The organism is Streptomyces sp. AA1529, assembly GCF_000280905.1.
GTDB lineage: Bacteria > Actinomycetota > Actinomycetes > Streptomycetales > Streptomycetaceae > Streptomyces.
The window spans coordinates 102,864-129,166 of record NZ_ALAP01000015.1 but is presented as its reverse complement, the minus strand read 5'-3'; the positions used below and the strand labels follow the sequence as shown (position 1 = coordinate 129,166).

The 26,303-nt window shown below is 72.6% G+C and carries 23 protein-coding genes and 2 pseudogenes; 15 read left to right on the top strand and 10 right to left on the bottom strand.

Features of this window, described 5'->3' with window-relative positions:
• Positions 1-907: 907 nt before the first annotated feature.
• Positions 908-2,080 (bottom strand): RNA polymerase sigma factor, encoded by a 1,173-nt coding sequence (locus A949_RS0103345; RefSeq protein WP_019354590.1) that lies wholly within the window; start codon positions 2,078-2,080, stop codon positions 908-910.
• An 8-nt stretch (positions 2,081-2,088) separates the two neighbouring features.
• Positions 2,089-2,496 carry a YciI family protein gene (locus A949_RS0103340; RefSeq protein ID WP_019354589.1) on the bottom strand — a complete coding sequence of 136 codons (408 nt, stop codon included), beginning with the start codon at positions 2,494-2,496 and terminating at the stop codon, positions 2,089-2,091.
• A 423-nt stretch (positions 2,497-2,919) separates the two neighbouring features.
• On the opposite strand from A949_RS0103340, the gene A949_RS0103335 reads away from it, so the two are divergent.
• Positions 2,920-4,020, top strand: a complete 1,101-nt coding sequence (locus A949_RS0103335; RefSeq protein ID WP_019354588.1) for a branched-chain amino acid aminotransferase — start codon at positions 2,920-2,922, stop codon at positions 4,018-4,020.
• Positions 4,021-4,069: 49 nt separating this feature from the next.
• On the opposite strand, the gene A949_RS0103330 is transcribed toward A949_RS0103335, so the two are convergent.
• The 3 genes from A949_RS0103330 to A949_RS0103320 form a co-directional block, all read right to left on the bottom strand.
• Positions 4,070-5,173 (bottom strand): hypothetical protein, encoded by a 1,104-nt coding sequence (locus A949_RS0103330; RefSeq protein ID WP_019354587.1) that lies wholly within the window; start codon positions 5,171-5,173, stop codon positions 4,070-4,072.
• Between the two features lie 374 nt (positions 5,174-5,547).
• Positions 5,548-6,483, bottom strand: a complete 936-nt coding sequence (locus tag A949_RS0103325) for a universal stress protein (RefSeq protein WP_019354586.1) — start codon at positions 6,481-6,483, stop codon at positions 5,548-5,550.
• 399 nt (positions 6,484-6,882) lie between these two features.
• On the bottom strand, positions 6,883-7,122 hold the full coding sequence (locus A949_RS0103320) for a chaplin (protein WP_019354585.1): 240 nt from the start codon (positions 7,120-7,122) through the stop codon (positions 6,883-6,885).
• A gap of 348 nt (positions 7,123-7,470) precedes the next feature.
• On the opposite strand from A949_RS0103320, the gene A949_RS0103315 reads away from it, so the two are divergent.
• The 5 genes from A949_RS0103315 to A949_RS0103295 all read left to right on the top strand — a co-directional run bounded on the left by A949_RS0103315 (position 7,471) and on the right by A949_RS0103295 (position 10,407).
• The gene (locus A949_RS0103315) at positions 7,471-7,872 is read left to right on the top strand and encodes a rodlin (RefSeq protein WP_019354584.1); all 402 of its coding nucleotides are present in this window, start codon (positions 7,471-7,473) and stop codon (positions 7,870-7,872) included.
• 492 nt (positions 7,873-8,364) lie between these two features.
• On the top strand, positions 8,365-8,601 hold the full coding sequence (locus A949_RS0103310) for a chaplin (RefSeq protein ID WP_019354583.1): 237 nt from the start codon (positions 8,365-8,367) through the stop codon (positions 8,599-8,601).
• A gap of 162 nt (positions 8,602-8,763) precedes the next feature.
• Entirely contained in the window at positions 8,764-9,354 is a 591-nt protein-coding gene (locus A949_RS0103305; protein ID WP_019354582.1) for a chaplin, read from the top strand.
• 216 nt (positions 9,355-9,570) lie between these two features.
• Entirely contained in the window at positions 9,571-9,849 is a 279-nt protein-coding gene (locus A949_RS32310; RefSeq protein ID WP_019354581.1) for a hypothetical protein, read from the top strand.
• Positions 9,850-9,996: 147 nt separating this feature from the next.
• Positions 9,997-10,407, top strand: coding sequence for a rodlin (locus tag A949_RS0103295; protein WP_019354580.1), 411 nt, complete (start codon positions 9,997-9,999; stop codon positions 10,405-10,407).
• 135 nt (positions 10,408-10,542) lie between these two features.
• Here the strand turns inward: A949_RS0103295 and A949_RS0103290 are convergent, their stop codons facing one another.
• Entirely contained in the window at positions 10,543-11,028 is a 486-nt protein-coding gene (locus A949_RS0103290) for a hypothetical protein (protein ID WP_019354579.1), read from the bottom strand.
• A gap of 252 nt (positions 11,029-11,280) precedes the next feature.
• Between A949_RS0103290 and A949_RS0103285 the strand changes: the two genes are divergently transcribed.
• Entirely contained in the window at positions 11,281-11,775 is a 495-nt protein-coding gene (locus A949_RS0103285) for a DUF5949 family protein (RefSeq protein ID WP_019354578.1), read from the top strand.
• 76 nt (positions 11,776-11,851) lie between these two features.
• On the opposite strand, the gene A949_RS0103280 is transcribed toward A949_RS0103285, so the two are convergent.
• Entirely contained in the window at positions 11,852-12,397 is a 546-nt protein-coding gene (locus tag A949_RS0103280) for a carboxymuconolactone decarboxylase family protein (protein WP_019354577.1), read from the bottom strand.
• A gap of 19 nt (positions 12,398-12,416) precedes the next feature.
• Between A949_RS0103280 and A949_RS0103275 the strand changes: the two are divergent.
• Positions 12,417-12,954, top strand: a pseudogene (locus A949_RS0103275) (MarR family winged helix-turn-helix transcriptional regulator).
• Positions 12,955-13,086: 132 nt separating this feature from the next.
• Here the strand turns inward: A949_RS0103275 and dnaK are convergent.
• Both dnaK and A949_RS0103265 read right to left on the bottom strand, forming a co-directional pair.
• The gene (dnaK, locus tag A949_RS0103270; RefSeq protein WP_019354575.1) at positions 13,087-15,033 is read right to left on the bottom strand and encodes a molecular chaperone DnaK; all 1,947 of its coding nucleotides are present in this window, start codon (positions 15,031-15,033) and stop codon (positions 13,087-13,089) included.
• Between the two features lie 53 nt (positions 15,034-15,086).
• A complete protein-coding gene (locus tag A949_RS0103265) occupies positions 15,087-16,196 on the bottom strand; it encodes a ferritin-like domain-containing protein (RefSeq protein ID WP_026004299.1) in 1,110 nt (369 codons plus the stop codon).
• 201 nt (positions 16,197-16,397) lie between these two features.
• On the opposite strand from A949_RS0103265, the gene A949_RS0103260 reads away from it, so the two are divergent.
• The 5 genes and pseudogenes from A949_RS0103260 (at position 16,398) to A949_RS0103240 (ending at position 21,120) form a co-directional block, all read left to right on the top strand.
• A complete protein-coding gene (locus tag A949_RS0103260) occupies positions 16,398-17,345 on the top strand; it encodes an AurF N-oxygenase family protein (protein ID WP_019354573.1) in 948 nt (315 codons plus the stop codon).
• Positions 17,346-17,450: 105 nt separating this feature from the next.
• Positions 17,451-18,218, top strand: coding sequence for a TetR/AcrR family transcriptional regulator (locus tag A949_RS0103255; protein ID WP_019354572.1), 768 nt, complete (start codon positions 17,451-17,453; stop codon positions 18,216-18,218).
• A gap of 32 nt (positions 18,219-18,250) precedes the next feature.
• Positions 18,251-18,697: pseudogene (gene soxR / locus A949_RS32305) on the top strand (redox-sensitive transcriptional activator SoxR); the annotation flags it as partial.
• Between the two features lie 184 nt (positions 18,698-18,881).
• On the top strand, positions 18,882-19,157 hold the full coding sequence (locus A949_RS0103245; protein WP_019354570.1) for a hypothetical protein: 276 nt from the start codon (positions 18,882-18,884) through the stop codon (positions 19,155-19,157).
• Positions 19,158-20,022: 865 nt separating this feature from the next.
• A complete protein-coding gene (locus tag A949_RS0103240) occupies positions 20,023-21,120 on the top strand; it encodes a C40 family peptidase (RefSeq protein WP_019354569.1) in 1,098 nt (365 codons plus the stop codon).
• A gap of 83 nt (positions 21,121-21,203) precedes the next feature.
• Here A949_RS0103240 and A949_RS0103235 read toward each other — a convergent pair whose 3' ends face one another.
• Entirely contained in the window at positions 21,204-22,028 is an 825-nt protein-coding gene (locus A949_RS0103235; protein ID WP_019354568.1) for a protein phosphatase 2C domain-containing protein, read from the bottom strand.
• 534 nt (positions 22,029-22,562) lie between these two features.
• Here A949_RS0103235 and A949_RS32300 point away from each other — a divergent pair.
• Together A949_RS32300 and A949_RS39580 are read left to right on the top strand one after the other, a co-directional pair.
• Positions 22,563-25,568, top strand: a complete 3,006-nt coding sequence (locus A949_RS32300; protein WP_078565322.1) for a nitrate- and nitrite sensing domain-containing protein — start codon at positions 22,563-22,565, stop codon at positions 25,566-25,568.
• On the top strand, positions 25,565-26,257 hold the full coding sequence (locus A949_RS39580; protein WP_019354565.1) for a roadblock/LC7 domain-containing protein: 693 nt from the start codon (positions 25,565-25,567) through the stop codon (positions 26,255-26,257). The genes A949_RS32300 and A949_RS39580 overlap by 4 nt, the downstream gene beginning before the upstream one ends.
• Positions 26,258-26,303 lie beyond the last annotated feature (46 nt).

Genomic DNA, 26,303 nt, shown 5'->3' with positions numbered 1-26,303 from the left:
ACGCGGCGGCGGCGGGGCGGGCCGGTGGTAGATGAGGCCCATCCGGATCCTCTCGTGACACAAAACAGTCCCCGGAGTCCTCTCGTTGCCATCAACCTCGGTCGTCGCCGAGGCTCCGGTAGCGAGGGGCTTCGGGGGCCTCGCCAGAGCCTGCGGGAATCTCCTGCCGACAGACGTCTCTGTCGACGGTGGGATTCTCCGGTTTTCTGGTCTATTACCCAGTTTCCACGCCACCTGACCCGTGTCAAGCGACCACCGCGATGAGGGGCGTTGAGCCTGGTCAGGCCCCCTCTTCAACCGTCGGCAGGCCGCGCGGAGCAGACTCCGAGGGGGAGGTGCTCCCCGGCGATGAGGGGATCCGGCAACCACGGGGCCCGACGGAATCGCCGGGCCACCTGGAGACGGGACATCCGGGAAGAGGTGGTCATCGCTGCGGAGGCGCGAATGGATTCGCGGGGTCGTCGGGGTCGTGAAGATCGACGCCTTGACGCTCCAGCTCCTGCATGGCGGAACCGATCTCCCGCAAGCATGAATCGCACAAGGTCATGCCGTCGTCGAGACCGGTGGCACCACATTTCTTGCACGTACCCATCTGCCAACTCCCCACCGGCCCCGGGCCTTTGAGCGCTGCTGCGCCACACAGAAGGTGAAAAATACCTCACTGCGCGTATCAGCGACAGGTTGTTTGAAGGTCGGAGCCCAGATCTGTGGCTGGAGTCCGTCCCGGCCGGTCACCTGTGGCCCCGCCGTGACGCACGTCGCAACTTCACCGTGCGGCTCCGCGCGGGACAGGGCGGAACTCTCACCGAACCGACAGCTCAGCACGGACGTGGGTGGCTCGGCGTCCGGACCGGGTCGCGGCGGCACTGCGGGATCGGGCTGTCGGCCGCAGCCGGCGCGGAAGCCGTCACGGAGCGGAGGCGTTGAGGCGGGCGGCCTGGCGGGTCAGGTGGTCGCGTTCGGCGAGGTTGGGTGCTTTGCGGGCCGCTTCGGCGTACAGCCGCGCCGCTGTCGCCCGGTCGCCGGCGCGTTCGTGGAGGTGGGCGGCCACCGCGGTGTGGCGGGGCAGGGAGTCGTCCAGGGCGGCGAGGGCGGCCAGTCCGGCGCGCGGGCCGTCGGCCTCGCCTACGGCGACGGCGCGGTTGAGCAGGACGATCGGGCTGTCCGTGAAGCGTGTGAGTTCGTCGTACCACTCGAGGATCTGCATCCAGTCGGTCTCCTCGGCGGTGGGCGCGTCGGCGTGGAGCGCCGCGATGGCGGCCTGCGCCTGGTATTCGCCGAGCCGGTCGCGGGCGAGGGCGGCCTGGAGGATCGCGATGCCTTCGGCGATCGCCCCGGTGTCCCATTGGCCGCGGTCCTGCTCGGCGAGGGGCACCAGGCTGCCGTCGGGCGCTGTCCTGGCGGCTCGCCGGGCATGGTGGAGCAGCATGAGAGCGAGCAGCCCCGCCACCTCCGGGTGGTCGACGGCGGCCGCGAGCTGCCGGGTGAGCCGGATGGCCTCGGCGACGAGGTCGATGTCACCGCCGTAGCCCTCGTTGAAGACGAGGTACAGGACGCGCAGCACGGTGGCGAGGTCGCCGGGCTGGTCGAACCGTACTCCGGAGACGGTGCGCTTGGCCCGGCTGATGCGTTGGGCCATGGTCGCCTCGGGCACCAGGTACGCCTGGGCGATCTGGCGGGTGGTCAGCCCGCCGACGGCGCGCAGGGTGAGCGCGACAGCGGACGACGGTGTCAGCGACGGGTGGGCGCACAGGAAGTAGAGCTGGAGGGTGTCGTCCGCGGAGCCGGCGGGTCCGGGGGCCGGTTGCTCCTCGACGAGGTCTTCGCGTCTGCGGCGTGCGCTGTCCGCCCGGGTGGCGTCGAGGAACTTGCGCCAGGCCACGGTGACCAGCCAGCCCTGCGGATCCCGCACGGGGGATCCGCCGCCGGGAGAGTCCGGTGCGGAGGTGGCGGGCCGGACGCGGAGCGCCTCGATGAGCGCTTCCTGCACGGCATCCTCGGCCGCCGCGAAGTCGGCTCCGCGGCGGACGAGGATGCTGAGCACGCTCGGCGTGAGGCGCCGGAGCAGGAGTTCGTCCATCTGTCAGGTCACTCCGTGACGGTGGGCGGCTCGGTCAGGAAGGGGCGCAGTTCGAGCCACTCGTGGATCGGCTTCCCGCCCGCGCCCGGTGCGGCCGACAGTTCTCCGGCCAGTTCGACGGCACGCTCGTAGCTGTCGACGTCGATGGCCATCCAGCCGGCGATGAGGTCCTTGGTCTCGGCGAAGGGACCGTCGGTGACCGGCGGGCGGCCCTCGCCGTCGTAGCGGACGAATGTTCCCTCGGGGGCGAGTGCCTGGCCGTCGACGAACTCGCCGGTCTCCTGCAACCGCGCCGCGAAGTCCTGCATGTACTTCATGTGCGCCGAGATCTCCTCCGGCGTCCACTGGTCCATGGGCACGTCGTTCACCGCGGCCGGGGCGCCGCGGTAGTGCTTGAGCAGCAGGTACTTGGCCATCGTGGTCCTCCTCGGTGCGGACGCGGCTCTTGGCGCCGCGTTCACAGTCTGTCGGGCTTCTGCTGAGTGTTCACAGCTTGTTCCGCATTCACAGTCTGTCCGGTGTTCACAGGCTGTTCCGCGTGTACGGGTCGTTCCGTGTTGTTTCCGTCTTCGCTCCGGGGACGGAGCCGGTCCCGGGTTCTCGACATCGCTCGCCGGGATCGCCGAGATTTTTTTCGGCTTGCCCGGAGGAGCCCGGGCAGCTGGGCTCCGGCCGGGGCCTTGGTTGCGTCGGGTGGCCGGCTGACCGGTGCCGGCCGTGGGCGCTGTACGGCGCACGGAGGGGCGCCGCGCCGCGCCGCGGGCGAGCCGCGTCCGGGGCGGGTCGGGCGACTTACGATGCCCGGTGCCGGTCGTGGCGGGAGGCGGGAGGAGCCGAGGGTGAGTGCGGAGTTCGCAGTGGTGCGCAGTGAGCGGCCCGTGGGTGAGGACGCGCGCGCCTCGATCCTGGCGGCGCCGGGGTTCGGACGGTACTTCACCGATCACATGGCCTCGGCGACCTGGACCGCGGACGCCGGCTGGACGGGGCACAGGGTCGGTCCGCTGGAGCCGTTCCGGCTGCATCCGAGTGCGGCCGTGCTGCACTACGCGCAGGAGATCTTCGAGGGGCTGAAGGCGTACCGGCACGGCGACGGCAGTGTGTGGCTGTTCCGGCCGGAGGCGAACGCGCGGCGGTTCGCACGGTCCGCGCGGCGGCTGGCGCTGCCGGTGCTGCCCGAGGAGGACTTCGTCTCCGGTGTCTGCGCGCTGGTGCGCACGGACGAGCCGTGGGTGCCGGCGCCCGCGGGCGAGGAGAGCCTGTATGTGCGGCCGTTCATGTTCGCCTCGGAGGCGTTCCTGGGGGTGCGGCCCGCGGCCCGGGTGGAGTACGCGGTGATCGCGTCACCCGCGGGACCGTATTTCGCGTCGGGGGTCACCGGGGTCACCCTGTGGGTGAGCACGAGGTACAGCCGCGCGGCGGAAGGCGGTACGGGTGCCGCCAAGTGCGGCGGAAACTACGCCGGGAGCCTGGTGGCGCAGCGGGAGGCCGCCGAGCACGGCTGCGACCAGGTGCTGTATCTCGACAGCGCCGGGAAGGGGAACCTGGAGGAGTCGGGCACGATGAACCTCTTCCTGGTCACCTCGGACGGCCGTCTCGTCACTCCGGAGCTGGGCACCATCCTGGAGGGCGTGACCCGGGACAGTCTGATGGCGCTGGCCGACCAGCACGGGCTGACGGTGGTGGAGCGCTCCGTCGGGGTCGGCGAACTGCGCGCGGGGATCTCCGACGGCACGTTCGTCGAGGCGTTCGCGGCGGGCACGGCCGCCGTGGTCACTCCGATCACCGGGTTCAAGGGCGAGGACTCCGGGGGTGGCGGCTACGCGCTCACCGTGGGCGGGGGAACGCCGGGCAGGAAGACGCTCCAGTTGCGGGAGCATGTTCTGGACATCCAGTACGGCCGCGCCGGTGACGCGCACGGCTGGCTGCACCGCGTGTGCTGAGCCGCGTCGCCTGGCTCGGCCATGTCCAGGATGCCGGTCGGTGGCGGCCTCACCGCGAGTCGACCAGGGCGTACTTCGCCGAGAGCACCGCGGGACGTCCGTGCCGGGGCAGGTGGGCGAGCGCCTGACCGTGAAAGGTGCTGACCACGGAGTCGCGCGGTGTCGCGTCGTAGACGGCTTCCTCGTCGGAGGGGGTGATCTGGTATCCGGGTCCGGTGACGCGCAGCCGCTGTTCGTGTGCGAGGGGCACGACCGCCAGCACTCCTCCTCCGGCGGTACGCAGTGCGTAGCTCTCGTCGTGGCTGGGTCGCGTCGGTACGAAGCGTCTTCGGGCGTGCTCCGGGCCCAGTTCGTCGTCGCGGTGGCGGTAGGTGCGGCGGGCTTCCTCGGTCACGGCGTTGGGCGCGAGTGCCGCGGCTTCGCCGGTGCCGCCGGTGCGCCACAGGTCCTCGTACATCTCGGGGACATCGTGCGGGCGCAGGGCGCCGCTCCTGGTGGAGATCCCGGCCTCGGCCGCGAGGCCGGAGCGGGTCGTGGAGATCCGGGGCAGCTCTCCGGCCTGGAGGGGCAGCGTGGCGTGCAGCCGCCAGCCGGCCGCAGGGGCGCTGTCGTGCCCTGCGGTGGTCCGCGGCCGCGCGTCCTTCCCGTTCCGGGCGAAGACCAGCACCGTGTTCTGCGGTTCGGGGGAGGTGCGGGTGGCCGTCACCATGAACCACCGGGCTCCCGCGGGGATGTGGAACTCGGCCTTGCGGAAGCTGGTCGGACGGGCGAACGCGGCGCGTTCGGCGCGCGGGAGCGCGTCGTACTGCTCGTAGCCCGCCGTCGCACGCTCCAGCGCGTTTCCGGCAGCGACGTGGGCCAGCAGGGCGGCGTCCCGGTGCCGGTCGGCGCGGGTCGCGACGCGCTCGTAGTGGTCGAGGATCCGGCGGGCCTGTGGGGCGGTCACAGGGGCGCGCGGATGCGGTGGTCCGCTGGTGCGGCCGTCGCTGCCGCGGGCGCCGCGGTCGGCCGGTCCGGAACCCTCCGCTCCGGAGAGGTGCCCTCCGGTGCAGCCCGCGGTGGTTCCGGCGACGAGGATCGCGGCCAGGACAGCGGCGGCGGTCCGGAGGCGGTGGGACAGCCGCCGCGTGGGCGGACGACAGCGGGCACACATGGTGGAACTCCTGGTGCGGGTCCGAGGGGCGGTCACGGTCCGGGGTCCGGGAGAAGCCGGACGCCGGGGGCCCGGACCTCCCGGTCCACGTTCCGGCAGGATGCCTCAACGGCCGCGTCGGCTCAGCGGATCGGGCGGAATTCGACCTTGGACGGCTGACCTGGCAGGGCCGTCGTGGCCGGTATCGTTCGGCAGGCGCTGCGCTGCCGCATCTTCAGGGACATGGCAGGCGCCCGGCCGCGCATGTCCTGCGACCGCGGCGCGCAGGTGGCCGGCGAGGGGCAGGCCGCCCCCGAAGCAGACCTGTTGACCGACGTGTCAGGCACCGCCCCTGATGTCAGGAGGCCACCCGCCACCGCTCGGCTCCGGCCCGTTCATCGCCCCGGCTGCCCCGGCCCCCTGTGGTGGCGGTGGCTCGTCCCGTGCCGGTGCTCGCGATCCGCCCTGACGACCGCCACCGGGCAGTACGCGTGGTGGAGCACCGCCTGGCTCACCGATCCGAGCAGCAGCCCTGTGAAGCCGCCCCGGCCGCGGGCCCCCACGACCAGCAGTTGCGCCTCCTCGCTGGCTGCGATCAGCGCCTGCCGGGTGTACTCCTGGACGAGCCTCGGCGTCACCCGGACATCGGGGTACTGCTCGCGCCGGGCGCTGATCGCGGTCGTCAGCACGCGCTCCTCCTCGGCGCGGTAGAGGTCCACGTCGTAGTAGGTGGGCACCTGGATGCTCGGTCCCGCCGCGACGGGTCCGGTCCAGGCGTTCCAGTTGTGCAGTGCCACGAGTTCGGCGCCGCGCAGCGACGCCTCCTCGAAGGCCCAGCCGACGGCCGCGTCGCCCACCTCGGAGCCGTCCACTCCGAGCACCACCGGCCCGGTGGGGTGCTTCCTGCCGCGGGTGACCAGCACAGGGCACTCGGCGTGCGCGGTGAGGTAGACGGCGACGGAGCCGACCAGCAGTCCGGTGAAGCCGCCGAGGCCGCGGTCTCCGACGACGACGAGTGCGGCGTCGCGCGACTCGGTCGCGAGCACGGAGAGCGGCTCCCCCGTGATGACCGCGTGGCTGACCTCGACGGTCGGCTGGGAGCTCTTCGCGCGTGCGGCGGCCTCCTCCACGGTGCGGTGGGCGAGGTTGCGCAGCCCGCCCTCGGGCGGCCCCATGGTGGACGGGCCGAGCGGGACCTTCATCGTCGGCCAGACGAACGCGTGCACCACGTGCAGCGAGCCGCCGCGGAGCTTCGCCTCGCGGGCGGCGACATCGACGGCTTCCAGACTCGACGGAGAACCGTCGACACCGACCACCACGGTCCCGCTCACGGCGGCGCTCCTTTCCGGGGCTCCCACCCGGCACCGCGCTGCGGCGCCGTGGCCGGGTGCGTCCCTCCTGCGTCACTCCAGGCATACCGTCCGCGGGACGGAACGGCAGCGGCAGATGGCCCGAACGGGCGGACCGGGGGCCCGGGCACCGGGAGGGAATGCGCGCGGCCCCGCACAGGGGCGGGGCCGCGGAGCGGGGAGGAGGGTGGCCGGGGAGTCGGCCGGAGGTCGGGCCGGGGCCGGACCGAAGGCCGGGCGGGGGCCGGACCGATCGGTTCCCCGCGAGGTCCCCGGCCGGTGTCACTCGTGCTCCGGGGGCGGGGACCGGCGGCGGTCCCCGCCGCGGAACGGCAGGCCGCGGATCGGTGGCATCCGGCGGCGGGGAGGCGCCGTCGAGGATCAGCGGCTCACGCCGAGGTTCCCGAAGGCGGGGTTCAGCACGCCGACGACGTTGATGGTGTTGCCCACGACCTGCACCGGGACGGAGACGGGCACCTGAATGACGTTGCCCGAGACCACGCCGGGCGAACCGGTCGCGGCGCCGGTGGCTCCCGCGTCCGCGAAGGCGGAGCCGGAGGCGGCGCCCACCGCCATCCCGGCGCAGGTGAGAACCAGGGCGGCCTTCTTCGGGGTCTTCATGTGCGTTCCTCCACAGGGTTGTTCACGGCCCCGACTTGGCGCCGCGGACTGGTGAACGCGGCGGTACCGGCGGGGGCACGGCCGGGAGGCCGCCGTCCACCGTTCGGCCGACGGGGCGGCCGAACCGTCCGCGCACCGGGCCGGGCGAACTGGCGGGCCGGCGGGCCGGCGGGCCGGGCAGGCACACAAGACGGACAGGCCGGGCGAACAGGCCGAGCTGATGAAACGAGTATCGGATCTGCGCAGGTCAGAGAGTCGTCGTCCGGGTGAACCTGCGCAACCAACCCCGGGCGGCCGAGTTGTCCAGTGCGCTCCGCGTCTGAGCTCCACATCAGGATTGGACTATCAATGATCAAGAACGCGTTGGCCACGGCCGCCGCCGCCACCGCCGTCGTCGGTGTCGCCGCCCCGCAGGCCATGGCCGTCGGCAACGACCACGGCACCACGACCGTGAACGGCAACGGCGCGTCCCAGATGTACGGCAACTCGGCCACCTACGGGAACTGGAGCCCCCAGTTCGCGCTCATCCAGGGTTCGCTGAACAAGCCCTGCATCGGCCTGCCGCTGAAGGGCAACGTCGGCTCGCTCGTGGGTCTGGTGAACGTCGCCGTCCAGGACCTCAACGTCCTGTCGAACCCGCAGAACCAGCAGTGTGTCGAGAACTCCACCCAGGCCAAGGGTGACGAGCCGCTCTCGCACGTCCTGAACGACATCCCCCTCCTCTCCGGAAACGGTGCCGGCAACCGCTGAGGCGGTTCCCACCGCGACCGGAGCGGAACGCGGGCAACGGGCCCGGGGCGCAATGCGCCCCGGGCCTTGCGCTGTTCTCCGGCACCCTTGCAGCCTCTCCGGCCCTTCCGTCCTCTCCGGTCCCGCCCGCCCCTTCGCCGAGCGGGCGACCCCCCGAGCGGGCCGAAAGCACGCTCCCGGCGGACCGGGAGAGGCACTGCGGAACGGCGACCCGAATGCGCGCCTCCGGAGACGGCGTCCGGGAATCAACAGCCCGGCCCGCGGCCGGAATCGGCACTCCCCGCAGCGGGCGGCACCCGGAAAAACGTCCGACCGGGCCGGTCGCACAATTAGGCCGTCCGAGGGATAAGAGCCGGAATTCGGCATAACTCGTGTCGTACGGAACGCGGCATCGTTACGAATGGCAGCAGCGGAGTTGCGGGCGATGAGCCAGCACTCGTGGACATACGAAATCCGTGGTCCAACGAAACCCGCTTAAGAAAGGACTCCCACGTGAAGTACACGAAGGTCGCGACCGTCGCCGCCGGCACGCTGATGGCCCTGGGCACCGCCGCCGCTCCGGCCCTCGCCGACTCCGGCGCCCAGGGTGGGGCCGCGAACTCGCCCGGCGTCATCTCGGGCAACGTCATCCAGGTTCCGGTCCACGTTCCGGTCCAGGTCTGCGGCAACACCATCGACGTCATCGGGCTGCTCAACCCGGCGTTCGGCAACACCTGCGTCGCCGACTGACACTCCCCGCCCTCGTGAGCGGGAACCAGTTCGGACCGGCTCCGGTGCGTGCGGCGTGAGCCCGCGCGCCGGAGCCGTCCGGTCTCCTGAGACGCGGACGGAGACTGCGGGTCTTCCGCACCGTCCGCGCCTTCCGCACCAGAATGAGAGCAGGAAGAGACCATGCGAAAGGTCTTGAGCAAGAGCCTCCTGACCGCTGCCGCGACGACGGGGGTGCTCGCCGCAGCAGCCGGGTACGCACAGGCCGACGCGGGAGCCGGCGGTGGCGCCGCCGACTCCCCCGGTGTGCTGTCCGGGAACGCGGTGCAGGCCCCGGTGCACATTCCGGCCAGCGTCTGCGGCAACACCGTGGACATCGTCGGCGTGCTGAACCCCTCGTTCGGCAACAGCTGCGCCAACGGGCACCACGAGTCGGTGACCCCGCACCACCCGCCGCGGCCCGAGCCGCCGCGGCAGACCGAGGAGGAACCGCCGGAGCGCCCCGAGGGACGCACCCCGGACAAGCCGGCGGAGCCCGAGGAGAAGCCGGCCGAGGAGCCCGTCGAGGAGCGCGCGCCCGAGCAGCCGGAGATGCCCGCGGCTCCCGTGGAGGAGGCCGCCGCCGAGACCCCGGTGACGCCGCAGAGCAACGAGGCGCCCGAGGCGCTGGCGGAGACCGGCTCGGAGAGCGCCTGGACCGTCGGAGCCCTTGGTGCCGCCGCGCTGCTGGGCGGCACGGTGCTCTACCGCCGTTCGACGAGCCGCCGCGTCTGAGCGGACCGTGTCCGCACGCGTCCGGCACCTCGGCAACGGCGAGGCGAAGGCGACGCGAAGGAATCGCGGAACAGTCCACAGGGCTGTTCCGCGATTCTGTCTGCGGCTTTCCGCGGATCGGTGCGCACCGCCCGCAGGCACCGGGTTTCTCTGCGGCGGTCCCGTTGTTGCGGTTCCGCCGGAAAGTCGAAAACGTACCGGGAGAAGAGACACCCCATGAAGTACACCAAGACCGCCACCGCCGTCGCGGGTACGGTGCTGGCGCTGGGCGCCGCGACGCCCGCTTCCGCCGACGCACCCCCGGTGGGCCCGAATTTCAGCCTCAACGGCGCTCTCGACAAGGCTCTCGCGAGCGGTGAGCTTCTCACCTATCCCCCGGTCGGCGTCAAAGGTCCACAGGTGGACGCCCTCGTGAACACCGTGGAGGAGACGGCGAAGAACGGGGAGCTCACCAGCGATCAGAATCTGCTCGGCGGTCTGCCGCTACTCGGGTGACCGGTACCGCCTGGCGAACGGATTTCCCCGTCACGGGGGATCCCGGGGATTCACCATTCAGGTGAAAAAGAACAACTCATGAAGCGGAAGACAGTTGAACCCGACGTCCCAGACTTCCGCACTCTTCGAAGAGGATCGGTAATACCCATGATGAAGAAGGCTCTGTCCACCGCTACGGTGGCCGTTTCGCTCGTCGGCGTCTCCGCGCTGGCCGCCCCGCAGGCGCTGGCCGTCGGCAACGACACCGGCACCACCTCGGTGAACGGGAACGGCGCCGACCAGAGCTTCGGCAACGCCGCCACCTACGGCAACGGCAGCCCGCAGTTCCAGGCCGTCCAGGGCACCCTGAACAAGCTCTGCGTCGGCGTGCCGGCGAAGGTCAACGTCGGTTCGCTGGTGGGCCTGGTCAACGTGGCCGTCCAGGACATCAACGTCCTGCACAACCCGCAGAACCAGCAGTGCTCGGACAACTCGACCCAGGCCAAGGGCGACGACTCGCTGTCGCACATCCTGGACGACATCCCGGTCCTGTCCGGGAACGGCGAAGGCAACCGCTGAGCCACCGGGCCCCCGGCCCGACCGCGGTCCGCCTCCCGCGGATCCGCACGGAGAAGTTCCGTACATGAAGAAGCCACCGGCATCCAGCCGGTGGCTTCTTCATGTGGGTGCCGCCGCCGCGCGGCGGCGGCACGCTCAGCGCGGCAGCGCGTCGATCACGCCGTTGGCCACGGGGCCGACGAGCGGGAGTTCGCCCAGGGAGGCACCGCGGGCGAGCGGGCCGGTGAGCGCGGCGGTGCTCACCGCGCGGAAGTCGGCGACCTGGGTGCCCACGGCATTGTCCAGGGGGTCCGTGCCCGTGTTGGCCAGCGGGTCGAGTTGCAGGCCGGTGACCGTCTCCAGGGTCCTGGCGAGGGCGATTCCGGTGCCGCGCACCGTCTCCCTGGCCGGCGCCTTGAGCCCCTCGGCGGCGGATCGGGCTGCGACGGCGCCGCCCTTGCCCGCCGCGTCGAGGTCCTCGGCGACACCGCTCTTCTCGGCCGTGCCGCCGTGTTCCGCCGCCATCGCCGCCTGGCCGCCCGAACCGAGCGCGGCGGCCCCGAGGACCGTCGCGAGGAGTCCGGCCCGCAGGAGGACGCGCTGGGAGGGGGCCCTGTGACGGGCAGGTCGGGAGTTCAGCATGTGTCACCACCGAGTACGAGGTCGTGCGGAAGGCGGGACAACAACATGTCACCGCATGACTCCATACAGTAGTCGACCGGTTCCGTCGGGCTCCAACCCGGCCGGGGCACGGCCGGGGTACCGGCGTCAGTGCGTTGATGACGCACAGGTGAGCGAACCTGCCCCCGGTGGCGTACTCACGGGCCCGAGGGTGGTCATTGCGGGTGATTCGGGTGCCGTCGGGGTCCATGGTCGCCACTAGGGTGCCGATCCATGACCTCCCCCCATGCCGCCCCGGGCGGCATCCAGCAACAGCAGTTCGGCACCCTGACCGTGATCGGCTGGGCAGGCGAGTACGAGGACGGGCGGGACATGGCCTTCCTGCTCGCCTACTCGCTCGGCGACGGCGCGGACGGCCCCCAGGCGGCCTCCCGCGCGATGCGGCAGCTCGCCCAGGAGGTCGGACTGCCGGTGGGCGAGGTGGTGGACGCGGCCGAGAACCGCAACTTCCCGGTGACTCTGCTCGTCGAGGGCGGACAGGCCGTGCTGCGGATGCCGAAGCTGACGGCGCAGTACGTGGCACCACCCCAGTGGCTCGCGGCGGCGCAGGAGCGCGGCCTCGTCTACTTCATGCTCGCGAGCACCCCCTGGCCGCAGGCGCGCCCGGGTCTCGAGATCGGCGAGCAGGCCCTGCGGGAGTTCGTCAGCGAGGAGATGATGTCCACCGCCGCCCACTGCATGCTGCCGGTCCGGGGGCTGGCGAGCTGAACGCGCAGCCGCCCGCCGCCCAGTCACGCACGACCGGGCGGCGGGCGGCGGGCGGCGGGCCGCGACGGAGCAACAGTCAGGCACACGCCTCCAGTTCGGCGTCCACAGGGGCGCCGGTGAGCCTGTTGGCCAGGGTGGAGAGGGTGTACGCGCCGATCCCCAGGACGACCTCCAGCGCCTGCTCCGGCGTGTAGCCGTGCGCGGCGAAGGCTTCGAGCGCCTCCTCTCCGACGTCCCCCGCCCGGTCCAGCACCCGCAGGGTGAACACCCGCACGGCCTCGAGGCGTTCGTCGGGGAGCGGGCGGGCTTCGCGCAGGGCCGCGATCAGCGCCTCGTCCGCGCGCAGGGCGCGCAGCTTGCGGGTGTGCATGGCGACGCACACATGGCACCTGTTGCGGGTCGCGACGGTGAAGACGACCGTCTCGCGCGCCTGCGGTTCCAGACTGGTGGCCTCGAAGGCGGCGCTGATCCGCATGAACGCCTCCAGGGTGTGCGGCGAGGCGGCAAGGCGTGCCACCGCCGCCGGCAGGAAGCCCAGGCGCTGCCGGGTGGATTCCATGACCCGGCGCGAACCGGCGGGAGCTGACTGCGGGGTGAGATCCGTGAAGGCGGATTCGGGCACGGCGGGCCCCTCTCCTAAAATGGTCAACGTGGTTGTCGAAAAAAAGGTAAACCAGGTTGTCGAATATGTCGAGTGCGGGCCCCGCCATGGCTGACCGGGAACGGTGGGGCTTCGAGCTGCCATTGCTGCTGTTCGCCGGGTTCCGCTCGCTGATCGACCAGCTGCACGCCGAGTTGGCCGACCACGGACACCCCGAACTGCGCCCTGTGCACGGCTTCGCGATGCAGGCCGTGGGCGGGGACGGGGTGACGGCGAGCGAACTGGGGCGACGGCTGGGCGTCTCCAAGCAGGCGGCGGGCAAGACGGTGGACCGGCTGGCGGCACTGGGCTATGCGGAACGGGTCTCCGACCCCGGGGACGCACGGCGCAAGCTGGTGCGGCTCACACCGCACGGCCAGGACGCTCTGGTGCTCTCCGGCACGGTCTTCGAGGAACTGCGCGGCCGATGGGCCGACCGGTTGGGGCAGGAGCGCCTGGCAGAGCTGGAGGACGCGCTGGAGACCGTGGTGGGGCCTGCCGCGTTCGGTCTGGACGCGGCGACATGGTTCGGGGACTGACCAGCGGATCCGGTCCCGGCCCACTCCCCCGGCGGAAACGGGACCCGCCCCCGCGCTCGCGGCCGGGCACGCCCGGCGCCCGGCGGCACCCCCTGCGGCAGTCCCCGGCCCGGCCCCGGCCGGGAGGACCGGTCAGGATCCTCGGGGGCCGCCCCCGCCGCTCCCCGGCCCGGTGGAGCCGCCGGGCTCCTCGTCGTCGACGATCTCCGCGTCCACCACGTCCTCGTCCCCGGGTGCGCTCCCCTGACGCGGCTCCTCACCCGTCGCCTGCTGCCCCTCCGCACCGCCGGACGGCCCGCTCCGCGCCTGCGCGTACATCGCCGTGCCGATCTGCTGCGCCGCGGCGGCGGTGCGGTCGACCGCCTCGCGCAGCGTCGCGGTGCGCTCGGTGGCCCGGGCCGGGTCCTCGGGCGTCTCGGCCAGCCTCGCCCGGAGGTCGGCGAGGGCGGCCTCGGCCTCGGACCGGGTCTCGGCCGGCACGGTGTCCGGACCGGTGTCGGCGAGCAGCCGTTCGGTCTGGTGCACGAGTTGCTCGGCCTGGTTGCGCGTCTCGGCGGCCTCGCGGCGCCGCGCGTCCTCCTCGGCGTACTGCTCCGCCTCGTGCACCATCCGCTCGATGTCGTCGCGTGGCAGCGCTGATCCTCCGGTGACCTGCATCTTCTGTTCCTTGCCGGTGCCGGTGTCCCGGGCGGAGACGTGCATGATCCCGTTGGCGTCGATGTCGAAGGTGACCTCGATCTGCGGGACATTGCGCGGCGCCGGGGGCAGACCGGTCAGCTCGAACACTCCCAGCCTCTTGTTGTAGGCGGCGATCTCCCGCTCCCCCTGGAAGACCTGGATCTGCACCGACGACTGGTTGTCCTCCGCGGTGGTGAACGTCTCCGAGCGCTTGGTCGGGATGGTGGTGTTCCGCTCGATCAGCTTGGTCATGATGCCGCCCTTGGTCTCGATCCCCAGGGACAGCGGGGTGACGTCCAGCAGCAGGACGTCCTTGACCTCGCCCTTGAGCACACCGGCCTGGAGTCCGGCGCCGATCGCCACGACCTCGTCCGGGTTCACGCCCTTGTGCGGGTCCCGGCCCGTGAGGTTCTTGACCAGGTCCGTCACCGCGGGCATCCGGGTGGAGCCGCCGACCAGGATCACGTGGTGGATGTCGGACAGGTCGACTCCGGCGTCCTCCACCGCCTGGTGGAAGGGGACCTTGCAGCGCTCCAGCAGGTCCTCCGTCAACTGCTGGAAACGGGTCCGGGTCAACTGCTCCTCCAGGTGCAGCGGCCCCTCGGCGGTCGCGGTGATGTAGGGCAGGCTGATGGTGGTCTCGGTGGCCGAGGACAGTTCGATCTTCGCGCGCTCCGCGGCCTCGCGCAGGCGCTGCACGGCCATCCGGTCCTGGGACAGGTCGACGCCGTGCGCGTTCCTGAAGCGTTCGGCCAGGTGGTCGACCACGCGCTGGTCCCAGTCGTCGCCGCCCAGGTGCGTGTCCCCCGCGGTGGCCTTGACCTCCAGGACACCTTCGCCGATCTCCAGCAGCGACACGTCGAAGGTCCCGCCGCCCAGGTCGAAGACGAGGACCGTCTGCTCCTCCTCCTTGTCGAGACCGTAGGCGAGGGCCGCGGCGGTCGGCTCGTTGACGATGCGCAGCACCTCCAGTCCGGCGATCTCGCCGGCCTCCTTGGTGGCCTGCCGCTGCGCGTCGTTGAAGTACGCCGGGACGGTGATGACGGCGTCGCCGACGTCCTGGCCGAGGTAGCTCTCCGCGTCCCGCTTGAGCTTCTGCAGGATCCGGGCGGAGATCTCCTGAGCCGTGAACGACGTCCCGTCGATGCTCCCGGACTCCGGGAAGCGCCAGGCGGCCTCCCCCATGTGGCGCTTCACGGAGCGCACCGTGCGGTCGACGTTGGTGACCGCCTGCCGCTTGGCCACCTCGCCGACGAGCACCTCGCCGCCCTTGCCGAACGCGACCACGGACGGCGTCGTCCTGGCGCCCTCGGCGTTGGCGACGACCACCGGCTCACCGCCCTCCAGAACGCTGACCACCGAGTTCGTGGTGCCGAGGTCGATTCCGACAGCGCGTGCCATGGCCGTCCTCCTCAGGAGCGCCGGCCTCCGCGAGCCGTGGAGTGCCGGATGGGCTACACCTGAGTCTTGCCTTCCTCGATGGCTTCGGCCACCTCAGCCGTCCGTTCGGCTTCCTCTGCGGCGAAGCGCTCGGCGTCCAGCTTCTCGGCGATCTCCTCGTCCTGGGCCATCAGCAGGTCGAGATTCTGGTCGCCCATCTCGAAGACGCCCATGTCGACGTAGGCGCGCTGCAGGCGTTCGCCCCACAGGCCGATGTCGCGCACACAGGGCACGATGCGGCTGAAGAGCAGCTTGCGGAAGAGCTGAAGGTACTCCGACTGCTCGCTGAAGGTCTCCGCCTCCGCCCGCGGGATGCCGAAGTTCTCCAGCACCTCGACGCCCTTGAGCCGGTCCCGCATCAGATAGCAGCCCTCGATGACGAACTCCTCGCGCTCCCGCAGTTCCGCGTCGGAGAGCTGCTTGTAGTAGTCGCGCAGGGCCATCCGTCCGAAGGCGACGTGGCGGGCCTCGTCCTGCATGACGTAGGCGAGGATCTGTTTGGGCAGCGGCTTGTCGGTGGTGTCCCGGATCATGCCGAAGGCGGCCAGTGCCAGTCCCTCGATCAGCACCTGCATGCCCAGGTACGGCATGTCCCAGCGGGAGTCGCGGAGAGTGTCGCCCAGGAGCGACTGGAGGTTGTCGTTGATCGGGTAGAGCATGCCGACCTTCTCGTGGAGAAAGCGGCCGTAGATCTCCGCGTGCCGGGCCTCGTCCATCGTCTGCGTCGCGGAGTAGAACTTCGCGTCCATGTCGGGAACCGACTCCACGATCCGCGCGGCGCACACCATGGCGCCCTGCTCGCCGTGCAGGAACTGGCTGAACTGCCAGGAGGCGTAGTGCCGGCGCAGTTCGCCGCGCTCGGCCTCGTTCATCTTGTCCCAGTAGGCCGTGCCGTGCAGCGTCATGGCCTCGTCAGGAGTGCCCAGCGGGTCGTACGGGTCGACCTCCAGGTCCCAGTCGATGCGCCGCTGCCCGTCCCACTGCTTGTCCTTGCCCTTCTGGTACAGCGCGAGCAGCCGGTCCCGGCCGTCGTCGTACTCCCAGGAGAAGCGGGCGCTGCCGGAGGCGGGGACCTGCCAGAGGGGGGCGTCGGTTGCGTGCACATAGAGATCGTGTGTGGACACGGACATCTCCTTCGGTCACGGACTGCCCGGTGAGGGTGGATGGTTGGCAGGCTCACACGGGGGTTACTGCACGGTCAACAAGTTGCGCGCAAGGGATTGACGTCCTTGCTGACACGCAGTCTCATAAGAGAGGACAGTAGATGTGACCGCCGGTAACACCCACGGGAGCGCCGGCGCCGCCCGACGAAGAGGTGCCTCAGCATGACGACAGCGCCTGACCTCGCCGAGAAGGAACAGCAGGTGCTCAAGGACGCCCTCGGCCTGCTCAAGGACCGCGAACAGGTCGCCGAGCGCCTCCTGGAGTCCTCCCGGAAGCACTCCTTCGACCCGGACACCGAGCTGGACTGGGACGCCCCCTTCGAGGACGGCAAGTGGTTCTGGCCGCCGGAGCTGGTGTCGCTCTACGACACCCCGCTGTGGCGGCGGATGTCCGAGGAGCAGCGGATGGACCTCGCCCGGCACGAGGCGGCGTCACTCGCGTCGCTGGGCATCTGGTTCGAGGTGATCCTCATGCAGCTGCTGGTACGGCACATCTACGACAAGCCGCTGACCAGCAATCACGTCCGCTACGCACTGACCGAGATCGCCGACGAGTGCCGGCACTCGATGATGTTCGCGCGCATGATCAAGCGGGGCGGTGCCCCCGCGTACCCCGTCTCCAGGCTGCACCACAATATGGCCCGGCTGCTCAAGACGATCTCCACGACGCCCGGCTCGTTCACCGCGACGCTGCTGGGCGAGGAGATCCTGGACTGGATGCAGCGGCTGACCTTCCCCGACGAGCGCATCCAGCCGCTGATCCGCGGCGTGACCCGGATCCATGTCATCGAGGAGGCCCGGCATGTGCGCTACGCGCGCGAGGAGCTGCGCCGCCAGATGGTCAGCTGCCCCCGCTGGGAGGCGGAACTGACACGGGTCAGCTCCGGCGAGGCCGCCCGCGTCTTCTCCATCTCCTTCGTCAACCCGCAGGTCTACGAGAACGTCGGCCTGGACAAGCGGGAGGCCGTCGCCCAGGTGAAGGCCAGCGGGCACCGCCGCGAGGTCATGCAGAACGGCGCCAGGCGGCTGACCGACTTCCTGGACGAGATCGGCGTACTGCGCGGCGTGGGCAGGAAGCTGTGGGTCAGCTCGGGACTGCTGGCCAAGTGAGCACCGCCGGTGAGGGCCGCCGGTGAGGGCCGCGTGAAGCCCCGGTGAGGAACTCCGGTGCACGCGGAGGACACCGGTGGCCGCCGGGCGGTTACGCTGCCATGCATGAGCAGCAGCGGCACCGCCCCGGCGTATCGCAGGCTGAGTGTGCAGGAGCGGCGCAGCCAACTGCTCGGACACGCACTGGGCCTGTTCGCGCACCGGCCCCCCGAGGACGTGTCGCTGGACGACGTCGCGGCCGCTGCCGGGGTGTCGCGGCCCCTCGTCTACCGGTACTTCCCCGGAGGCAAGCAGCAGCTCTACGAAGCCGCCCTGCGCAGCGCCGCCGACCAGCTCGAACAGTGTTTCGCCGAGCCGCCGACCGGACCCCTGACCACCCGCCTGGCCCGCGCCCTCGACCGGTACCTGGGCTTCGTCGACCAGCATGACGCGGGGTTCATGGCGCTGCTCCAGGGAGGCAGCGTGGTGGGGACCTCCCGGACGGACGCCATGGTCGACGAGGTCCGCAGGGACGCGGCCGACCAGATCCTCGCCCATCTGGCGGCGGACGGGGACGGCGGGAGCCGCGGGTCGCCGCGGCTGCGGATGGCGGTGCGCACCTGGATCTCGGCGGTGGAGGCGGCCTCGCTGATCTGGCTGGACGAGGGCAAGCAGCCGCCGCTGCCGGAGCTGCGCGACTGGCTGGTGGACCACTTCGTCGCGGTCCTGACCGCCACCGCGGCCGGAGACGCCCGGACGGCAGCCGCGACCCGGCGGGCGCTCGCCCTGGAGGAGCCCGACGGCGCGGTCGCCGACCTGGTCGGCAGAGTGCTGCCGGTGGTCGCGGAGTCCGGGCATCTGCTCCCCGGCCCCCTGGGACCGTCCGACACTTAAAGCCTGCTTGAAGTCTGAGCTAGGCTGCGGTCATGCCGACTCAGCTCTCATGGAAGGCCCCGGAAGCCACCGTCGGAGAACTGGCGGAACGCGCGGGCGTGGCCACCTCGACGCTGCGCTTCTACGAGCGCGAAGGGCTCATCCACAGCCGCCGTACCTCGGGCAACCAGCGCCGCTACAGCCGCGACACCCTGCGCCGCGTCGCCTTCATCAGGGCCTCGCAGCGGCTCGGCCTCCCCCTCTCCGCCATTCGCGGGGCGCTGGCCCTGCTGCCGGAGGGCCGGACGCCGACGCGCGAGGACTGGGCAGCCGTCTCGGAGTGCTGGCGGGAGGACCTCAACCAGCGGATCGCCCTCATGGAGCAGCTCCGCGACCACCTGACCGACTGCATCGGCTGCGGCTGCCTGTCACTGACCTCGTGTGCACTGGCCAACCCGCAGGACCGGCTCGGCGAGCAGGGCCCCGGTGCCCGCCGGCTCAGCCAGCCGTGCGGCCCGGATCCCGCTCACGGTGACGCGTCCGGCTGCCGCGGCGGCGGAGCCACCGGCCGCGCGGGCACCGCAGCGGCCGCGGGGAACGCGCACGCGGGCACCGCCGACGCGGCGCCCGGCGGCCGACGGGCGCACGCCGCCACCGCCCGCGCGGCCGAAGGGAACTGAGGCAGTGCGCAGCGAGGAGACGAGCTTCCGCGGCGGGCCGCTCGACGGGCGGACGCTGTCGGTGCCGCTGGGCCCGACCGGCAGACCGCCGCGCAGCTACGAAGTACCGGTACCGGATCCGGCGGGCGGCCCGACCGTGGTCCATGTCTACCGGCTGGAGCCTGCCGCGCTGAACAGACTGGGGCTGCCGCGGGGCTGGGCGTACGTCTACGAACCCGGAGGGCGACCGGCGAAGGGTCCGCTGCAGCGGTTGCCGTGGCGCAGGCGGCGCGAACGCTGAGACCGCTGGGTGCGGGCCCGGTGCCCTCCGGAAGGCCCCGGGACGCGCCGGCCCCGCCGCGGGGGCGCGATCGGCCTGGACAGAGCGGCGAAGAGGGGGTTCTCTGCCGACGTGATCGAAGGCATCGCGCGGCTGCGCGAGACGGATCCCCGGCGCTCGGCCCCTTCCGGCTCTTCGGGGTCCTCGCACGCGGCGACGCGGGCCCGCACCCTGGACCTCTCCGGAACCGCGACACGTCCGGGCGGGAGCGGCTTCGGGGCCCGTATCTCCAGGAGATCGGCCGACTCGCGGACACGGCACGGGCGCTGATCGGACGTCGGGGCCGGAACCGCTGAGCAGCTGCCCTCGGCCTCCGGGCGACAGCACCTCCGTCGTCGCGGGCGGCTCCACCTGGCCGGTGGCAGCTGGCGGGGCGAGGGCGAGATCCCACACGTTCGGGTGATGTGGAGCTGGTCGCCGTCGCTGGACAGGGACTGGGGCCGGGGATATGGGCAGGGCGCTTTCGACGCCCCCGGGGGACACAGCCTTTCCGGCGACTGTTCCCACCAGCCATGGAGCCCCTCCGGCCGATGAGGACCGGGCCGGGCCCCACTGCCGCCTGACGGGAGGAAGGGCAGCGGCCGGGGCGGGACGGGGACACGGCGGCCTCTCGTTCGGGTGAGAGCCATGCGCCCAGCCGCGCAGCTCGCCCTGAGCCGGGGTCCACGGCCGTGCCACGATCGCGGCAGAGCGGTCGAGGACGGGGAGACGCCGCTCGGGAACGAGGTGCACGGTGTTGCGGGTATGGCGGGTGTTGCGGGAGGCCGGGGCGCGACGGGCGCGCGGAGAAGGGCCGGGCGCGGTTGCCCGGTCCAGGCCCGGTGCGATGTCGGCGGGGCTGGTACTGGCGGCAGCGGCCGTGCTGGTGCCCGGCGCGGCGGTGGACGCCGGGGCGGCACCGGCGGCGGGGTCGAGAGCGCCCGGTGCTCCGCAGCCGGGTCCGGAACCGGGTCCGCCGAGTGCGCGGCACGGGTCTCTCGGGGAACTGCTGGGCGAGCTGAGCATGCTGTACCAACGCACGGAAAAGGCATCGGAGGCGTACAACGGCACGGCGGAGAAGCTGAAGGCACAGCGCACGACGGCCCGGCGGGCACAGGCCGAACTGGGCCGGGCCCGTTCGGTGCTGGCGCGGGAGCGGCGGCGCGCCGGTGAGCTGGCCCGGCAGCAGTACCGGAACGGGGGTACGGGAATCCCTTCGGCGGTGCGGATGCTGCTCACGCGGAATCCCCACCGGCTGCTGGATCGGGGGCACCTGCTCCAGCGGGCGGCGGACGACCAGGCGGACACGCTGCGCAGGCTCGCCCGGGGGCAACGCCGGCACACGGCCGCGGTCCGCAAGGCACGTGCGGCGGTGACTCGGCAGGAGCGGCTGGCGGACCGCAAGAAGCACCAGCGCGACGAGGTGCGCACCCGGCTGCGGAAGGTCGAGGGGTTGCTCTCGTCGCTGACCGGCGAGCAGCTCGCCCGCCTGAACGCGCTCGAAGGCGAGCGCACGGACGCGGCGCAGCAGAAGTTGGTGGCCGGGGGCGCGCTGGATCCCAGCGGCGCGGGCCGGCCCGCTTCGGCTCAGGGGCGGAAAGCGCTCGACTGGGCGCTGGAGCAGATCGGCAAGCCGTATGTGTGGGGCGCCGAGGGGCCGGGGGCCTTCGACTGCTCCGGACTCACCCGGCAGGCGTGGCGCCATGCGGGCCGGGAGATCCCGCGTACCAGCCAGGAGCAGTGGCGTCGGCTGCCGAAGGTGGGGCTGGACGAACTGCGGCCGGGCGACCTGGTGATCTATTTCGAAAGTGCGACGCATGTGGCCCTGTATGCGGGAGGGGGCCGCGTGGTGCAGGCTCCACGCCCCGGAGGCGAGGTCCGGCTGACCGAGCTCGCCGTGGACCCGCCCATCGGCGCGGTACGACCGGACGGACGGCGCACGTGAGGCGGGCGGCCCTGGCGCGGCTCCGCCCCGCGGAGGGGACAGCGGCCCCCGGCTCGGCCGCGGGGGCGATGCCGGCCCCGGGCTCAGTCCAGCTCGGCGAGCAGCACCGTGGCGTCGTCGTGCTGTTTGCCGCGCCGGGGTGCCGACTCGGACTCGGCGGCCCGCACGCGCCGGACGAGCGCGCGCGCCCCTTCCGTGCGCACGAGGGCGAGGAGCCCGGCCCAGTCACCGAGGTGGAAGGTCTCCGTCCAGCGGGCCGCGCCGTCGGTGACGGCGAGCAGGGCGTGGACCCCGCCCCTGTGATGACTGCCCGTCACCGCGTAGGCGGCGACCCCCGGATCGGCGGCGGCCGTGTAGAAGCCCCTGCCGTCCGGTGCGTTGCGCAGCGCCTCGACGGCGTCCACGTAGGCCGTCCGGTCGGCCTCCTCGCCGGTCAGACGGGCCCGGTCGCGCAGGTCTCGGACGGTGGCGGGCAGTTCGGCCAGTCGCCGGTCCAGGAGCGGGTGCACCGTGCCGTCGGCGGCCTCCAGGAGGAGCGCGGAATCGGACAGCACCAGATGTTCGACCCGCTCCTCGTCCCAGCGGGCGGCGACGACGGTTGCCTGAGGCGTACGGGGGTGAAAAAGATCACATGTGCCGCGATGAGCGTCCGCGGTCCGGACGACGGCGGCACCGAGGCATTCGGCCAGCGACATGTCCTGGCGGGTCCCCGCCAGTTCGAGCAGCGCGCCCCCCAGCCGTGCCACGAACCACGGCACCCCGTGCCGGCAGCCGTCCTCCTCCGGCGGGGTGACACCGTCCAGCACCACGAGCGTTCCGCCGCCGTCGGCAGCGGGAACGGCGGCCGACATGTAGTCCTCGTTGAGGCGTTGCGGGCTGCCGGGCTCGGTGACCATGTCGATGCGCATGCTTCGCAGTCTGCCCGACGGCGGATCACCGCAGGGCCGGTGGCCGCCGTGCCGCTCACCGCGCCCCCGGCCGTCCGCCGGGCCGGGAGGGCAACGGGAGCCCTCCGCCCGGAGCCGCTCCCGGGTACACGGGCGACGTGGAAGGCCGGAAAACACCCGGACACCGAACGGAACCTACCCCTCCGCACAGTGCGGCAGGCATCCTGCCAGGACCGCGCGCGGATTTCCAACCAGTGCCCGGGGGACGGACATCGCCCGGCTCGGGCCGAGTTGTTCCGCCGCCGAGGAGTGATGTTCACTCCTTCGGGTGGCCCAGCAGGGGATTCTCACCCGCCTCGGGAGCGCACTGCCAAGGTCGGTCGTCGAGTGTGGGGACACCGCTGCCGAGCACCGCGCGTCCAGGGGCCCGGAGAGGTAGCTGGGGACGGAAGGACGCGGAGGGTGCCGGCGCGGGGGCGGGGCCACCCTCTCGCCACACACGTTGGACTGTGCCGCCCGGGCTCCGGGAGAGGCGGGACGAGATTGCGAGTGCGGGTGCGGAAGAAGCAACGTCTCAAAGCGGACGTTCCCCAGGAGGCGACCGGCACCGGCGCCACCGGGGACGCGGAAGCCACAAGGAGCGCGGAACCCACCGCTGCGGCGGACACGGAGAACCTCACCCCTACGGGACGTCGGCGCGCGCGGGCGCGCAACCGGCTGCTGGTGTCCGTCGCGGTGGGAGCCGTGGCCGTGGTGGCTGCCGGGGCACCCACGCTCGTCGCCGGTTCCCGGGACGCCGCCGACGCACAGGACCTCGTCGACCTGGCGCGACTCGACCAGCAGGCCATCGCCCTGTCCCACTCGCTCGCGGACGAGCGTGACGGAATGGTCGAACGGCACGCCGCGGGTGGCGGCGGGGACAAGAGCGGCACGGGCGTCAGCGAGGCCCAGCGCAACCGGGTGGACCGGCTGGCCCGCGAGCTGCGCACGGAAGCGGCGGCGGCGCCGTCGGGTCCCGCGGGGTCGTCCGCCTCCCCGTCCTCGATCGCCGAGGCGCTGGAGAAGCTGCCCGGAGTCCGGAAGCGTGCGCTGGCGGGCAAGGGCGACCCGCTGGATTCCTACGACGCCTACTCCGAGATCATCCAGCCCCTCCGGAACCTCACCCGCGGCATCGCCGACGGTCTGCCCGCGCGGGCGGCCGACCGGACGGCGGCGGCGCTCCCCGACCTGGCCCGCGCGGTCGACCAGGCGTCGGCCACCCGCGGGCTGCTGGAAGCGGCACTCGCGGGGCAGGGCTCCCAGCGCGCGCTGGTCACGGCGGCGGGGCAGGCCCGGGTCCGGGAACAGGCGGCCCTGGCGGACTTCGAGGAGACGGCCGACACCGCGGCACGCGACCGCTATCGCACGACCGTGAACGGTACGGACGTGAACGTCGCCGAGCGCTACCTGAAGTCCCTCACCGCGCAGAACGGGCTCACTGCCGGAGCGCGCGCGCTGGACCGGGAGCGGTTCGAGAGTGCCGTCTCGGCTCGCCTCGCCCATATGCGCGGGGTGCAGTCGTCGTTCGCGGCGGCGGAGACCGAGCGGCTGGAGAAGCTGCGGGACGACGACGTGACGGCACTGCAGTTGCGCGCCGGGCTGGTGGGCGGCTGCCTCCTGCTCGCCGTCGCCGTCAGTGTCGCGGTCGCCCGCTCGCTCACCCGCCCGCTCTCGGTGCTCAAGCGCGGTTCGCAGCGGCTCCTCAAGGACCCGGTGGGCGAGGAACCGATCACCTTCCGGGGCCGCAACGACGAGTTCGCGGACGTGGTGCGCGCGCTCAACACACTGCGTGCCACCGCGGCCGACCTGCGGCGCCGGTCGGCCTGCGCGGAGCAGGAACAGGACCAGCTCGCGGTCGAGAAGGCGCAACTGACCGAGCGCCACCAGTTGCTGGGCGAAGAGTGCGACGCCCTGCGGGAAGAACTCCGAGCGGCGCGCGAGCAGTCGCCCGCCGCGGCCCCGGAAGCGACGGCGGTTCCGGGGGCTCCGGACACCGCTGCGGACGGCTTCGGCGCGAGCCCGCACGGGGCCGCGAAGGACGGCACGGGTGCGGACCGCACCGCGTTCGCCGACCTGGGCAACCGCACCCTCACGCTGGTCGAACACCAGCTCGGCATCATCGAGGGACTGGAGGAGAGGGAGGCCGACCCCGACCGGCTCGACACTCTCTTCAAACTGGACCACCTGGCCACGCGCATGCGGCGGCACAGCGAGAACCTGCTGCTGCTGGCGGGTACGGACCGCACCGAGCGCCACGACTCGTCCGCGGACGTGGCCCCGGCGCCGCTGTTGGACGTGCTGCGCGCGGCTGTCAGCGAGATAGCGGAGTACGAGCGGGTGGAGCTGGGGACCCCGGCGCCGGAGGTACGGATCGCCGGATCCGCCGCGGACGATCTCAGCCACCTGGTCGCGGAACTCCTCGACAACGCGGCGGGCTTCTCCCCGGCCGGCTCCGGAGTACGTCTGAGCGCCAAGCTGCTGGAGGGCGGCGCCGCCCTGGTGTCCGTGGAGGACGAGGGCCGCGGGGTGCCCGAGCCGCAGCTCGCCGAGCTCAACACCCGGCTGGCCGAACCGCAGGCCGCGACCGAGGCCGAGGCACTGCGGGCGAGCAGTGGCTGGGGCCTGGGAATGTACGTGGTCGGCCGGTTGTCGACCCGGCACGGGATCCGGGTGGAGCTGCGCGGCCGGGAAGCGGGCGGCACCGTGGCCGAGGTGACGGTGCCCCGGGCCCTGCTGCCCGGCAGCGGCGACGGGGCGGGGCGGCCACTCGAGGCCGAGGACCACGCACGGACCGCGGACGAGCACCCTCAGGCCGGCGCAACCGGGGCGGGTGGATCGAGGACAGGTGCGTCCGGGACCGGCGCACCCGGGGCGAGGGCCTCCGGCGCGGGTGCAGCGGGGCCGGAGGCGCGACAGGCCGAGCCCAGGGGCCCCCTCACCCATCCGGGCCTGCCGCAGCGGGTGCGGAGGGAGACGCCGCGCGAGTCGGCTGTCCCGCATCCGCGCGGCGGCGCCACCGCTGAGGAGCTGCGCCGCAAGCTCGGCGGGTTCCAGCAGGGGGCCCGTGAGGGACTCCGGGACGCGGGAACGCAGGCCGCGCCGTCGACCGCCAGAGTCCCCTCGCCCGCCGGTTCGCCGGAGGCCGAACGGATCCGGCAGGACGAACACACCGGAGACGACGAGCACGCCGGGCAGGACACGCCGCGCGACGAGCAGAACCGGCCCGCGGCGCTCCGGGAACAGGGGCAACACGCCGCGCACGACGGGCAGGACGCGCAGGATCGGCCCGCCGGGCAGGATGTGCGGGAGGCGCACGGGGCCCACGAAGGACCGGAGCCGCCCGACGGACCGGAGCCGCAGGACGGGCACGACGGGCCCGAGCAGCAGGACGCTCCGCCGGACCGGGAGGGCCGGGGCGGCGAACGGGAAGCACGGGGCGAGCAGCCCGAGGACATCAGCAGTGCGGAACAGCGAGCGGGGGCGCAGCTTGACGGTGGTACCGCCGAGGAGGCACGTAGGTGAACCCGCTCAACACGGGCACGTCCGGCAGCGCGGAGGCACGTAGCCTTCGCCGGCTGCTCGGCGAACTGGTCGAAGAGGTCCCGGGGATCCGGTCGGTGGCAGTCGTCTCGTCCGACGGCCTGCTGCTGCTCGCGTCCGATCCCGCGCTCGGTGTCGAGCACGGGTCCTCCGCCCTGGGGACCGGCCACGGCCGCTCCGTCGTCGTTGCCGAGCAGGGACGGCACCAGGAGCAGCACGCCGGGCTCCGCGAGCAGCGGCCCGCGTACGCGGGGCAGGGCGCGGGGCCCCCGGGCGGGGGGACCCCGGCGGCGGCCCGCGAGGAGGGCGGCGCCACGCGGGCGGGGATTCCGGTGCGGCGGCGGCGCGGCGGGCGGCCGGCCGCCGGCCCCCGGGGCACCAGCGGGGACCTGGCCGCTCTGGTGTCCGGGGTGGCCTCGCTGACGTTCGCGGCGGCCGAGCTGATGGAGGCCGGTGTGGTGAAGCAGACCATCGTCTCCATGGACGAGGGCGCGCTGCTCGTGATGGCCATCGGGGACGGCTCGCTGCTGGGGGTGCATGCCGCGGCCGACTGCGACATGGCCGCGGTCGGCTACCAGATGGGGCTGTTCGTCGGCCGGGCCGGACATGTGCTGACGCCCGAGCTGCGCAGTGAGCTGCGGGGAGCGGTGGGCGCGAGCGCGGGCCGGTAGAGCTGCCGCGGGGCTCCCCGGCGCCCGCGCGGCTTCCGACGCCGGC

Excerpts from the sequence above, each read along its gene's own strand:
- A949_RS0103285 (WP_019354578.1), top strand. The coding sequence starts at position 11,281 with ATGACCTCCCCCCATGCCGCCCCGGGCGGCATCCAGCAACAGCAGTTC.
- A949_RS0103290 (WP_019354579.1), bottom strand. The coding sequence starts at position 11,028 with ATGCTGAACTCCCGACCTGCCCGTCACAGGGCCCCCTCCCAGCGCGTC.
- A949_RS0103240 (WP_019354569.1), top strand. The coding sequence starts at position 20,023 with ATGTCGGCGGGGCTGGTACTGGCGGCAGCGGCCGTGCTGGTGCCCGGC.
- A949_RS0103345 (WP_019354590.1), bottom strand. The coding sequence starts at position 2,080 with ATGGACGAACTCCTGCTCCGGCGCCTCACGCCGAGCGTGCTCAGCATC.
- dnaK (WP_019354575.1), bottom strand. The coding sequence starts at position 15,033 with ATGGCACGCGCTGTCGGAATCGACCTCGGCACCACGAACTCGGTGGTC.
- A949_RS0103320 (WP_019354585.1), bottom strand. The coding sequence starts at position 7,122 with ATGAAGACCCCGAAGAAGGCCGCCCTGGTTCTCACCTGCGCCGGGATG.
- A949_RS0103260 (WP_019354573.1), top strand. The coding sequence starts at position 16,398 with ATGACGACAGCGCCTGACCTCGCCGAGAAGGAACAGCAGGTGCTCAAG.
- A949_RS0103235 (WP_019354568.1), bottom strand. The coding sequence starts at position 22,028 with ATGCGCATCGACATGGTCACCGAGCCCGGCAGCCCGCAACGCCTCAAC.
- A949_RS0103315 (WP_019354584.1), top strand. The coding sequence starts at position 7,471 with ATGATCAAGAACGCGTTGGCCACGGCCGCCGCCGCCACCGCCGTCGTC.
- A949_RS0103295 (WP_019354580.1), top strand. The coding sequence starts at position 9,997 with ATGATGAAGAAGGCTCTGTCCACCGCTACGGTGGCCGTTTCGCTCGTC.
- A949_RS0103255 (WP_019354572.1), top strand. The coding sequence starts at position 17,451 with ATGAGCAGCAGCGGCACCGCCCCGGCGTATCGCAGGCTGAGTGTGCAG.
- A949_RS0103305 (WP_019354582.1), top strand. The coding sequence starts at position 8,764 with ATGCGAAAGGTCTTGAGCAAGAGCCTCCTGACCGCTGCCGCGACGACG.
- A949_RS32310 (WP_019354581.1), top strand. The coding sequence starts at position 9,571 with ATGAAGTACACCAAGACCGCCACCGCCGTCGCGGGTACGGTGCTGGCG.
- A949_RS0103330 (WP_019354587.1), bottom strand. The coding sequence starts at position 5,173 with ATGTGTGCCCGCTGTCGTCCGCCCACGCGGCGGCTGTCCCACCGCCTC.
- A949_RS0103340 (WP_019354589.1), bottom strand. The coding sequence starts at position 2,496 with ATGGCCAAGTACCTGCTGCTCAAGCACTACCGCGGCGCCCCGGCCGCG.